The organism is Flavobacterium sp. HNIBRBA15423 (genome assembly GCF_052655965.1).
Window position 1 is genome coordinate 3,152,792 of the sequence record NZ_CP199751.1, and the last position, 12,125, is coordinate 3,164,916.

The window sequence follows — 12,125 nt, forward strand, 5'->3', positions numbered from 1 at the left end:
CAAGTTCAGCATGACACAGTACTATTCTTGTTGGTTTCTAATATTGATTTTAGATTTTACCTTTTATGAATAATTTTTCTGCTTTTTCCACGTTTGTGATAAGAACGCCTTTATTTCCTGTTTCTTATTATACTTCATTATTAGAAAATTATAGTCAAGAAGCGGTTTTTGAAACACTCCACAATGCTTATTTAAAAAATGCAATTGCTCTGGCTTCACCAGAATTGCTGGAGGAATTAGAAAAATATACCAATAATCCTTCGCAATATAGTGTAGATAAGGTAAAGCAACTTGAAATAGCCTTACTTAAATACATCGCTCGCATTTCATCGAGGGCCACTCCTTTTGGCTTGTTTGCGGGTTGTAGCACGGGTTATTTTGCAAAGGAAACAGATATCACTTTAAGCAACAAAGAAAATTATAGGATTCCCACTCAGTTTGATATGCAATTTTGGACGCATCTTTTGCAAGAATTGGGAAAAGAAATAGCTGTAAGAGAGAAATTACTGTATGTTCCTAATTCGTCTTTGTATGTCATAGGTTCTTTTTATCGCTATATCGAATACAAATTTGTAAATAAAAGACGGGAACATACTATTGCTGCCATTAGAAAAAATCCTTTTGTAACGCTTATTTTAGAAAATTGTAAAACAGGAAAAAGTATTTATGAATTAAGTTCTTTACTTATAGATAGCGAAGCGGAACGTGAGGAAGCGACCTCTTTTATTCATGAGCTCATAGACAATCAGTTCCTAGTAAGCAATCTAGAAGCTACCGTTACTGGTGATGCTGAAATTAATCGAGTGCTTACTCTTTTAGAACCTATCTCTTCTTTAGCCATAAAAACAAGCTTACTAAAAGAAATAGGTGAAAAATTATTGTTTTTAGAAAGCAATATTCTTTCTCATAGTACTATTTCAGAAGAAATAAGGAACAAAGTAACACACTTAGGAGTTGATTTTGATAAAAAATATCTTTTGCAAACTGATTTATATATAAAAACCAAAACAGCTACATTAAATCATTCTGTTACCCGAAAACTCCAACAAACTATTTCTTTTTTAGAACGTTTGCAGAGCAAAACCTTAAATGCAAATTTAGAAGCGTTTAAAAAAGCTTTTTTAAATCGTTATGAAACTAGAGAAATGCCTCTTGCTGTTGTATTAGATTCTGAAGTGGGAATTGGTTATTTACAAGGTTATAGAATGAATGATTCGCATCCTATATTAGATTCTTTTTCTATTGCAAAGCAAAACAAGAGTACTTCCACACAAGAACAGTGGAGCAAATTAGATTATCTGTTAGAAAAATTATTAAAAATTGCTTTAGAAAACCAAGAAAAGGTTTTAATTTTAAAAGAGGAAGATTTTAAACATTTTGAAAGTAACAATTTCAACTTACCTCCTACTTTTTCTGCTATGATAGAAGTAATTCAGGAAGCAGATAAAGAAACACTGGTTTTGGATTCGTTAGGAAATTTTAGTGCTGCAAAATTAATAGGTCGTTTTTGTAATGGTGAAGAAACCATTCATCATTTAGCCAAGGAAATTGTAACCAAAGAAGCTGCTTTACAGCCTAATAGTGTTTTGGCTGAAATAGCTCATATTCCTGAATCTAGAACGGGAAATATTTTAAAACGCCCCTTTTTAAGACCTTATGAAATTCCTTATTTAGCGAATAGTACTTTACCCAAAGAACAACAAATTGAGATAGAAGATTTAACGGTTTCCATTATTAATAATACGGTTGTTTTAAAATCGAAAAAATTAAATAAAGCTATAATTCCTTGTTTATCCAATGCGCATAATTATAGCAATAATGCATTGCCTATTTATCAGTTTTTATGTGATTTACAAGGACAAAATACGCATCCTGTTTATAAATTTGATTGGGGTGTTTTAAGATACCATTACAATACTTTTCCAAGAGTGGTTTATAAAGAGGTGATACTGGCTAAAGCCAAATGGTATGTGTATTTAGATGAATTGAAAACAGTTGATTTTAGAACTAATTTCAAAGATTGGAAAACAAAAAAACAAATTCCTAGATATGTAACTATTGTGAGTGGAGATAATACCTTATTATTAGATTTAGAAAGAGAAATTTGTTTTGAAATACTACAAAAAACAGCCAAATCAAATGGAAAAGTACTTCTGGAAGAGTTTTTGTTTGCCAATGATTCTATTGTAAAAGATGAAGAAGGTAAAAAATATGCCAATCAGTTTATTGTGTCGTTTTACAGGGAAAATTGACATTGAAATTTATTTAATTTATGAAAAGAGAATTTAGTATAGGTAGTGAATGGTTGTATTACAAAATTTATTGTGGTGTAAAAACTGCCAATTTTATTCTTACTGATTTTTTAAAAGAGAGAATCGAATTTCTTATTGAAAACAAATTGATTTCGAAATGGTTTTTTATTCGATACAATGATCCTGATGCTCACATTCGTTTGCGATTTGAAATTACTGCTCCAGAAAACTTAGGGTTTGTAATACAGAATTTACAGGAAATTTTGAAACCTTTGCAAGAAGAAAACCTCATTTGGAAAATCCAGACTGATACTTATTCTAGGGAAATAGAACGTTATGGCATAACTACCTATGAAACATCGGAATCTATTTTTCAAGCGGATAGTGAATTGGTTTTAGCTTATATCGATTTGAAAAATTATTTCGACAATGAAAACACAGCCTTATTGTTTAGTTTTTTGGCAATTGATCAATTCCTAGCATTATTTAATCTTTCCAACGAAGACAAACTAAAACTTTTAGACCAATCACAAAGTGCTTTTAAACTTGAATTTAGCGCTGATAAAAATTTAAAAAAGGAATTAGACAAAAACTATAGAACCTTAGCAAAAGATATTGACTCTTTTTTATCTTTTGAAAACGATAATGACTTTGCTCCTATTTATGAGAAGATCAAGTTAAAAAATAAGAAAATTAAAGCTCTTATCCCTAATCTAAAAACAAATCTAGATGTTGATTTATTTTCATTTTTAAGCAGTCATATACACATGATGTTGAATCGTCAATTTACTTCAAGACAGAGGGAATATGAATTAGTTGTTTATGATCATTTATACCGTTATTATAAAATGTGTTGTTTTAGGCAGTAGAACAAAGTAAAGCATTTAGAGCACAAAACAAGCTTCAGTTTACACAAAACTGAAACTACTTATTTCAAAAAATGCAACACTTTTTTAAATTCTATAGCACTACACTTCCTACACCAACCCATTATTCAAAAAGAGCTAAAATTTCTTTTAGCAATGCAGCAGTCATGGGTTTATTGATAAACTTTTTTATCGATTTAAAATCTAAGGCTCTATTTTTGTCATCACTATTCATAGAAGAAGTTAGCATAACAACAACAATGGCTGTTTTTCTACCTTTTTCTAAATTTTCATACTGTTCTATAAATTGCCACCCATTCATAATAGGCATGTTGATGTCTAATAATATGAGGTTTACTTCTTCTTTTTTATCTGCTAAATAATGAAGGGCGTCTTTGGCGTTCTGGAAAACGACAATGTTTTCTGTAGCATCCATTTGATGCAATACAATTTCATTATACTTATTCGTAAAAGGGTCGTCATCAACCAACATAACGCGCTTTAATTTTTTCATTTTTAATTTATTTAGAGAGTGTAAAATAAAATGTCGAACCTTTCCCTACTTCTGAATCAACCCAAATTGTGCCTCCATGCATGCTTACAATTTTTTTACAATGGGAAAGCCCAATTCCTGTTCCTCCTATTTTATCTCTTGTGTGCAAGCGCTGAAATATTTCAAAAATTTTATCGTAATGTTCTTCTGCAATACCGATTCCGTTATCGGAAATTGAAAATTGGTAGTTATCTGGCAATTCTTCCGCTTTTATTTCTATTACAGGAAGTACATCTTCTTTTTTATATTTGACAGCATTGACAATAATATTCTGAAAAAGTTGGATTAAGGAACTTTCATAGGCATCAAACTTCATATCTTTTCCTAAAAAGGTTAGTGTTACCTTTTGCTTTTGTATCAGATCTGATAAATCTAATGTTAAATTATGAAGTAACTCACTCACTTGTACTTCGGATTTTTCTTTTTCTCTACCCAGTTTAGAATACTCTAACAATGAGGTAATAAAATTTTTCATCCTTTTGGCCGACTTTTCAATAATGTCTATGCTTTGTGTACCAATAGCCCCTAAATTTTCAAACTCTTCTTCTCGTAGTAAAGAAGACCAGCCAATTATTGAATTCAAAGGTTCTTGCAAATCATGTGAAGTGATGTAAGTAAATTGTTCTAGTTCTTTGTTCTTATTCTTTATTTCTTTGATGTAGGTTTCTACATCCTGCTCTACTTTTTTACGAATAGTAATGTCTTTGATAAATACATGAATAACAGGTTTGTTCCCAATAATGAATTTACACGGAGTGGCTTCTGCTACAAAAACGGATCCGTCTTTCCTTTTAAAACTGGTTTCTACACTCAATTTTTCTTTCTGCTTCATTTCATTTAACACTTCATTAGAATGCTCTAATTCTTCAGGAATATGAAGTTCAAATATGCTTTTCTTTAAAAATTCATCATACGAATATCCGAACTGATCCACTGCGCTATCATTGACATTAATTATACGCATCTCCATGTCGTGAATGATAGTAGGAATAACCGAATATTTAAACATTTGTTTGAAAATATCCTCGTTTTCATTAATTATTTGAAAATCAGCAGGTACTACTGACTTCTCATCGGATGTGTTGTTTTTGCTAACTTTTTTCATCATATTTTTTAAAAATATACTTCTACCTACTCCTTAAAATAGTAGAAGCAGTTGTTTGTTTATTAGATGTAGTAGCCGTTTGTTTGAAGGATGTAATTTAGCAAAAAAACAAATATGAAATTCGCAATTTGTAAGTTTCTTTTATCTATTTGTAAGATTTTTTTATCTGATAGTATATTACAAAAATTGTTGCCAAAAAAAATAGCATCATTTGTCAAAGCAATGCTCTTCTAAGTGCTTTGTTGCTCGTTTTTTTGCTGTTTTTTCTTTACTGTTTTTGCAACTTTTCTTTGATACGTTCCAACAAAAACACATAATCTTCTTGTTTCTTCACAAAATCCAAATCAGAAACATCGATAACCAATACATTTAAATCGGTTTGTGTTTTAATATAGTCGAGATAACCACGATTAATTTTTTCTAAGTATTCCGCTGGAATTTCCTGTTCGTAGCTTCTGCCTCTTTTCTTAATATTTGCTAAAAGATGTTCGGTATTTTGGTACAAATAAATATACAAATCGGGTTTAGAAGTTTCACGATGTATGATATCAAACATGGTTTTGTACAAGCGAAATTCATCTTCATGCAAGGTTACTTTGGCAAAAATCAACGATTTAAAAATATGATAATCTGCAACAATAAAGTCTTTAAACAAGTCAAATTGTGCTAAATCATCCGTTAATTGCTGGTATCTATCTGCTAAAAATGACATTTCTAAAGGAAACGCATATCGATTTTGGTCTTTATAGAATTTAGGTAAAAAAGGATTGTCTGCAAAACGTTCTAAAACTAATTTTGCATTGCAATCTTCTGCAATCTTTGTAGCTAAAGTGGTTTTTCCTGCTCCAATATTTCCTTCGATAGCGATATAATTATACTGCTGTAATCCTAATTTTTCAATAGGAGAATTTATGGAATGAGCTACTTTGCACTTACTATCATCTGTAGTGTTTTCAATTAATTCTGAAACCGTTTTTTTAAGAACTGGATGAATCCAATCTACTTTTACATCTTTCATGGGCAACAAAACAAAATTTCTGTTTTGCATTTGAGGATGTGGAATTTGTAAAGTTTCAGTAGCTACGATTTCTTCGTCATAGGCAATTACATCTAGATCGATAATTCGAGCTTGATAACCTTTTTCATTCGTTCGCACTCGTCCCATTCTTTTTTCAATCTTAAGCAATTGAGAGAGTATTTTTTGAGGTGATTTATGAGAATGCAACAAAAGTACTCCATTATAAAAAGCATCACTTTCAAAACCCCAAGACGGTGTTTCATAAATCTTAGATGTTTTTACAACACTAGCTACTTCTTGATGTATTAAAGCAATAGCCGTTGTAAGATTCTCTAAACGATTCCCTTGATTGCTTCCTATAGAAACTATTATTTGATGTTGTTTTTTCATCTGTGGCAAAATAACGAACAATTTTAGTTTTGTTGTTTTAATTTTCTATTTTTTTATAAACATGTAACGTTTTATATAATTGTAAGACATATAGACGATATAAAATTAAATGAATAGAAAATGAAATTTTTAGGAAATGTATTAGCCACAGTCATTGGAATATTTGTATTCTGTATGGTTTTCTTTTTTGGGCTTATTTTTTTAGGAGCCATTATGGGTGGGGATAAAGATACCGTAAAAGTAAAAGACAATACTGTTATTGAATTAGACTTGTCTGAAGTAACTCTTGACTATGGTGGAAAAGTAAACTTTAAAGAATTTAATTATTTTGAAACCAAGCACGATGGTGTTATTGATATTATTAACGCTATTGATGCTGCAAAAACCGATGATCAAATAAAAGGAATTTCGATTCTAAATAATCAATCCCAATTAGGAATGGCTCAGAGTAAAGCTTTGAGAGACAAATTAGAAGATTTTAAAAAATCGGGCAAGTTTATTGTAGCTTATTCTAATTTTATCACACAACGTGATTATTACTTAAATTCGGTTGCAGATAGTGTTTATTTAAATCCTGTAGGTGAATTGGATTTCAAAGGCTTGTCTTCGGAAATAGTGTACATGAAAGAATTACAGGAAAAAACTGGCATTAAAATGGAAATTCTTCGTCATGGAAAATATAAAAGTGCTGTTGAGCCATTTTTAAAGCAAGAAATGAGTCCTGAAAACAGAGAACAAATTACTGTTTTATTAAACTCGGTTTGGAATACAATTGTAACTGATATTTCAAAAAGCAGAAATATTTCGGTAGATAGTTTAAACAGCATCGCTAATTCGCTAGGTGCGAGAACTCCAGAATTAGCTTTAGCTAAGCATTTAGTAGATAAAGTAGCTTATGAAGATGAATATCACAATGCGATTAAAAAGCGATTAAAAGTAAAATCTGATGAAGATTACAAAACAGTTGACATTTTAAAATATGCTAAGAAAGTAGCAACTTCAGCTACAGATTTCTCTAAAAAAGATATTATTGCAGTAGTGTATGCTCAAGGAGAAATTAGAGGTGGTGAAGGTGATGTAAACATCATTGGTGAAATAGCTGTAAAAAGAGCTCTAAAAGAAGCTCGTGAGGATGAAGATGTAAAAGCTATTGTTTTACGTGTAGATAGTCCTGGAGGAAGTGCTTTAACTTCTGAATTAATTTGGAGAGAGATTGAAATTACCAAAAAAGAAAAACCTGTTGTGGTTTCTATGGGAAATGTAGCTGCTTCTGGTGGTTATTATATTGCTTGTAATGCCGATAGAATTTTTGCTGAACCAAGTACAATTACAGGTTCTATTGGGGTTTTTGGAATGTTACCAAACATGACCGAATTGGGAAAAAACATTGGTATTAATGCAGAACAAGTGAAAACACATGAAAATGCTTCTGGTTATAGCTTGTTTGAACCCATTGATGATAAATTCAAAGCAGTTACCTTAGAAAGTATTGAAAACATTTATGCGACTTTCTTAACAAGAGTGGCTACTGGAAGAAAAATGACAACCGAACAAGTAGATGCTATTGCACAAGGAAGAGTGTGGACTGGAACAGATGCTTTAAAAAATGGTTTAGTTGATGAATTAGGTGGTTTAGACGATGCTTTAAAATATGCTGCTAAAATTGCTAAAATTAAAGACTTTAGAACAGAAAATTATCCAGAGTATGATAAAAGTTTTGAGGATTTAATTGGCAAATTTACTGGAATTTCAATGTTTCAATCTAAAGAAGCTTTATTAAAAGAACAAATAGGTGAAGAAAGCTTCCAATTGTTAGAACAAATCAAAAGAGCTAATCAATTAAAAGGGGTTCAAGCTATAATGCCCTTTGAATTGAAGATAAAATAGTTTTTACTTATAAAACTAGTTTTAAAAGCTATTTCTTTCGTAAGATTGAAATAGCTTTTTTTTTGTAAACTTGTATTCTTAATTTTGATAAATGAGCATCCAAGACAAACTTTTAGCACAACGTATCTATTTAATTTTAGCAAGTTTATTTATTTGCTCACTAGTAGTTTCAAATCTTATCTTTCAAAAATTCTTTTATTGGTACCCTTTTGGTGATGTAAAAATTTTTGGAGCCAAATTATTTCAAATCTCTGTGGGCATTATCCCTTATCCCATTACTTTTTTAATAACCGATATTATTTCCGAAATCTATGGTAAAAAAAGAGCCAATCAAGTGGTTACAACAGGTATTTTTGCTTCTGTTTTTTCCCTAGGGATTATTTATATTGCCAGTGCTGTTCCTGCTATAGAAAATTCTCCAGTAACTGATGTGTTATTTACAAAAGTATTTGGTCAAACCGCTCTAGCAGTTATCGCTTCTATGATAGCTTATTTATTTGCTCAATATATTGATATTCAAGTTTATCATTTTTGGAAAAAAATAACCAACGGCAAAATGCTTTGGGTAAGAAATAATTTTTCAACTATAACTTCACAAGCAATAGATACCTTTTCTGTATTATTTCTATTATGCTCATTTAAAATATTGAGTTGGGACTTATTCGTACCTTTATTTATTAGTGGTTTCTTTTTTAAAATTTTCATTGCATTGATAGATACTCCATTTATGTACTTAGCTGTGTACTACTTTAGGAGAAGATTTAATCTAAATGTAAATCAAGAACTTGTCATTGATTAATCGAAATTATATAAAAAATTATCAGAATCTTAATACATTCTTTTTTAATTTGGTAGTACATTTGTAAAACAAATCTATAATTCTTCAAAATCCAATTACTATGGCTAAAAAATTCACATTCAAGAAAGTACTAAAAATAGTAGCAGTATTTTTTCTAGTAATCCTACTTGCTTTGGCAGTGGCTCCCTTTATTTTTAAAGATAAAATTAAGGCTTTGGTTTTAAAATCGATAAATGAAAATGTAGATGCAAAAGTAGCCTTTGAGGATGTAGATTTAAGTTTATTTAAAAACTTTCCGAATGCTAATGTTACTATAGACAAATTGAGCATTATAAACAAAGCTCCATTTGAAGGGGATACTTTATTTTATTCTGGAGAAGTGAATCTAAAAATGAGTATCAAAGAATTGTTTAAAGGAGATGATGAACCTATGAATTTACAAGGATTTAGCAGTACAAATGCTATTGTAAATGTTATCTTTAATAAAGATGGATTAGGTAATTTTGATATTGCTTTAAAAAATCAAGAAGAGGATAAATCTACAGAAGAAAGCAAACCTTTTGCTTTAAACATTCAAGAGTATGCTATTAAAAACATGCGTTTTACTTATCTAGATGAAGGTTCCAACATGGAAATGGTCCTAGACAGTATTAATCATGAAGGTAAAGGTAATTTTGCCCAACAAAAATTAGATTTAGAGACTAAAACAACTGCAAAAGTTTCTTTTAACATGGATAATACTAATTTCATGAAAAACGTTGCTTTGTCGCTAGATGCTGTTTTAGGAATTGACTTAGATAAGAGTAAGTATGATTTTAAAGACAACAAGGCTTTAATTAACCAATTGCCATTAGAATTTAATGGTTTTATCCAAATGTTAGAAGACGGTCAATTATATAGTTTAACTTTTAAAACTCCAACCTCAGATTTTAAAAATTTCTTAGGTCTTATTCCTGAAGCTTATGCTGGAAATATCAATCAAGTGAAAACAACTGGAGAATTTAAAGTTTCTGGAAAAGTAGATGGCAAACTTACTGAAACCACTATTCCTACATTCAATATTGAATTAGCTTCTAATAATGCATCCTTCCAATATCCTGATTTACCAAAATCGGTTAGAAATATCATTATTGATACTCATATTGTTAATGAAACTGGTTTAATGAATGATACTTATGTTAATTTAGACAATCTATCATTTTCTATAGACCAAGATGTATTTAACGCAAAGGCAACTGTTAAAAATTTAACAGAAAATCCTCTTATCGATGCTGCTTTAAAAGGAACTATCAACTTGGCTAACGTCACTAAAGCTTATCCTGTGCAATTAGACAAACCTTTAACAGGAATTCTAAAAGCAGATGTTACTACAAAATTTGATATGAAATCGGTAGAAACAAGTCAGTATCAAAACATTCAAAATGCTGGAAATATCTCATTGACTGGTTTCAAATATGAAGGTCCAGAAATGGCTAAACCTTTTGAAATTAATAAAACTTCTGTTACTTTCAATCCAAATCAAATTAGACTGAATGAATTTGATGCAAAAACAGGTTCATCTGACATTCAAGTTAATGGTGGTTTAGATAATTTGTATGGCTTTTTGTTTAAAAAACAAGTTCTTAAAGGGAAATTTGACATGAATTCTTCTCGATTAGTCGTTTCAGATTTTATGTCTCCTACAACAACCACTTCAGAAGATGGTAAAAAAACCACAACTGAAGCTGTCAAAATACCTGCTTTTTTAGATTGCAGTATTAGTGCTAAAGCTGGAACAGTGGTATATGATAATTTAGACTTAAAAAATGTAAGCGGAAACCTAGCAATTAAAGATGAAGCAATCTCATTGAGCAACCTAAGCATGGACGTTTTTGGCGGAAATATTGGATTAACAGGAATGGTTTCTACTAAAGGAGCAAAACCAAAATTTAATATGAATTTAGGCTTAAATGCAGTAAATATTGCTGAGTCTTTTACCCAATTAGAAATGCTAAAAAACATAGCTCCTATTGCTAATGTTATTAATGGAAAATTAAATTCTACCATTAAGTTATCTGGAGATTTAACAGATGACATGACTCCTAACTTAAAAACAATTTCTGGTGATTTAGTTGGACAGTTGCTTTCGACAACAATAAACGAGAAAAATTCTACTTTACTAACCGCTTTAAGTTCTAATGTAAAATTTTTAGACGTTAGCAAATTAAATTTAAATGATGTAAAAGCTTCATTATCTTTCAAAGATGGAAAAGTAGCTTTAAAACCAATGAATTTAGTTTATCAAGATATTAACATGACTGTGGGTGGAACTCATGGTTTTGATCAATCTATGAATTATGATGTAAAATTTGATGTGCCTGCTAAATATTTAGGAACAGAAGTTACTAGTTTATTAACTAAATTAACTCCTGCTGATCAGCAAAAAATTGAAAGTGTTCCCGTAACAGCTAACTTAACAGGAAATTTTAGCAATCCAAACATTAAAACCGATTTAACACAGGCAACAACTAATTTAGCTTCTCAAATTGTGAAAATGCAAAAAGAGAAATTAATTAATGAAGGGACAAGTGCATTGACTAATTTATTTAATGGTAATGCCAACGGAACTAAAACAGACACTACAAAAACTACCACTACTCCAAAAGAGAATGTAAAAAACGAAGTTAAAAATGTATTAGGAGGTTTACTTGGTGGTAAGAAAAAGAAAGACGAATAGATTTTAGACCTAATTTTCAATTACAAATCTCTGTTTCTTAATTGAAATGGGGATTTGTTTTTTATATTTGGAATAACAAATAAACAGTAAACAATAATCTTTATTATCATGAAAACACAAACCATTTTATTAATTGCAATTTTCACTTTAATTATTAGTTCTTGTGGCACCAAAAAAGTAGTGAATGACAATATGCTTTATAACACCACGTGGGAATTAGAATATATTTCTGGACCACGCATCGCTTTTGAAGGGCTTTTTCCAGACAAGAAACCTTATCTTATTTTTGACAAAGAAACCAGTGAAGTTAGAGGCAATAATAGTTGCAACGGATATACTGCTAAATATACTTTAAATGAGTCGGCTATATCTTTTGGAGAACCTGGACCTACTACAATGATGTATTGTGGTGAAGGTGAAAAAGTTTTCGTGAATATGATGGAAAAAATAAATCAATATGGTTTTGATGAAGAAGGAAAACTTACTTTAATGTTGAATGATGTTCCAATGATGCGATTTAAAAAAAAGATTAATTAACT

At 30.3% G+C, this 12,125-nt stretch carries 9 protein-coding genes; 6 read left to right on the forward strand and 3 right to left on the reverse strand.

Going from position 1 to position 12,125, the window contains the following annotated elements; translation table 11 throughout:
- Positions 1–65 precede the first annotated feature (65 nt).
- Positions 66–2,252: a lantibiotic dehydratase family protein gene (locus tag ACULEV_RS14255; RefSeq protein ID WP_445455710.1), complete on the forward strand. Its 2,187-nt coding sequence runs from the start codon at positions 66–68 to the stop codon at positions 2,250–2,252.
- Between the two features lie 20 nt (positions 2,253–2,272).
- On the forward strand, positions 2,273–3,121 hold the full coding sequence (locus ACULEV_RS14260) for a thiopeptide-type bacteriocin biosynthesis protein (RefSeq protein WP_445455711.1): 849 nt from the start codon (positions 2,273–2,275) through the stop codon (positions 3,119–3,121).
- Positions 3,122–3,242: 121 nt separating this feature from the next.
- Here ACULEV_RS14260 and ACULEV_RS14265 read toward each other — a convergent pair whose 3' ends face one another.
- The 3 genes from ACULEV_RS14265 to folK all read right to left on the reverse strand — a co-directional run bounded on the left by ACULEV_RS14265 (position 3,243) and on the right by folK (position 6,184).
- Positions 3,243–3,632 carry a response regulator gene (locus ACULEV_RS14265; protein WP_445455712.1) on the reverse strand — a complete coding sequence of 130 codons (390 nt, stop codon included), beginning with the start codon at positions 3,630–3,632 and terminating at the stop codon, positions 3,243–3,245.
- 7 nt (positions 3,633–3,639) lie between these two features.
- Positions 3,640–4,779 carry a sensor histidine kinase gene (locus ACULEV_RS14270; RefSeq protein WP_445455713.1) on the reverse strand — a complete coding sequence of 380 codons (1,140 nt, stop codon included), beginning with the start codon at positions 4,777–4,779 and terminating at the stop codon, positions 3,640–3,642.
- Between the two features lie 265 nt (positions 4,780–5,044).
- The gene (gene folK, locus ACULEV_RS14275; RefSeq protein ID WP_445455714.1) at positions 5,045–6,184 is read right to left on the reverse strand and encodes a 2-amino-4-hydroxy-6-hydroxymethyldihydropteridine diphosphokinase; all 1,140 of its coding nucleotides are present in this window, start codon (positions 6,182–6,184) and stop codon (positions 5,045–5,047) included.
- 120 nt (positions 6,185–6,304) lie between these two features.
- Here folK and sppA point away from each other — a divergent pair, with 120 nt between their 5' ends.
- From sppA to ACULEV_RS14295, 4 genes are all read left to right on the forward strand, one after another.
- On the forward strand, positions 6,305–8,071 hold the full coding sequence (sppA, locus tag ACULEV_RS14280) for a signal peptide peptidase SppA (RefSeq protein WP_445455715.1): 1,767 nt from the start codon (positions 6,305–6,307) through the stop codon (positions 8,069–8,071).
- A 91-nt stretch (positions 8,072–8,162) separates the two neighbouring features.
- Positions 8,163–8,870: a queuosine precursor transporter gene (locus ACULEV_RS14285; RefSeq protein ID WP_445455716.1), complete on the forward strand. Its 708-nt coding sequence runs from the start codon at positions 8,163–8,165 to the stop codon at positions 8,868–8,870.
- A gap of 100 nt (positions 8,871–8,970) precedes the next feature.
- Complete coding sequence (locus ACULEV_RS14290) at positions 8,971–11,586, forward strand: AsmA family protein (RefSeq protein WP_445455717.1); 2,616 nt, start codon at positions 8,971–8,973, stop codon at positions 11,584–11,586.
- Between the two features lie 108 nt (positions 11,587–11,694).
- Positions 11,695–12,123, forward strand: coding sequence for an META domain-containing protein (locus ACULEV_RS14295; RefSeq protein ID WP_445455718.1), 429 nt, complete (start codon positions 11,695–11,697; stop codon positions 12,121–12,123).
- The last annotated feature ends 2 nt before the right edge of the window (positions 12,124–12,125 follow it).

Excerpts from the sequence above, each read along its gene's own strand:
- ACULEV_RS14260 (WP_445455711.1), top strand. The coding sequence starts at position 2,273 with ATGAAAAGAGAATTTAGTATAGGTAGTGAATGGTTGTATTACAAAATT.
- ACULEV_RS14270 (WP_445455713.1), bottom strand. The coding sequence starts at position 4,779 with ATGATGAAAAAAGTTAGCAAAAACAACACATCCGATGAGAAGTCAGTA.
- ACULEV_RS14295 (WP_445455718.1), top strand. The coding sequence starts at position 11,695 with ATGAAAACACAAACCATTTTATTAATTGCAATTTTCACTTTAATTATT.
- folK (WP_445455714.1), bottom strand. The coding sequence starts at position 6,184 with ATGAAAAAACAACATCAAATAATAGTTTCTATAGGAAGCAATCAAGGG.
- ACULEV_RS14255 (WP_445455710.1), top strand. The coding sequence starts at position 66 with ATGAATAATTTTTCTGCTTTTTCCACGTTTGTGATAAGAACGCCTTTA.
- sppA (WP_445455715.1), top strand. The coding sequence starts at position 6,305 with ATGAAATTTTTAGGAAATGTATTAGCCACAGTCATTGGAATATTTGTA.
- ACULEV_RS14265 (WP_445455712.1), bottom strand. The coding sequence starts at position 3,632 with ATGAAAAAATTAAAGCGCGTTATGTTGGTTGATGACGACCCTTTTACG.
- ACULEV_RS14290 (WP_445455717.1), top strand. The coding sequence starts at position 8,971 with ATGGCTAAAAAATTCACATTCAAGAAAGTACTAAAAATAGTAGCAGTA.
- ACULEV_RS14285 (WP_445455716.1), top strand. The coding sequence starts at position 8,163 with ATGAGCATCCAAGACAAACTTTTAGCACAACGTATCTATTTAATTTTA.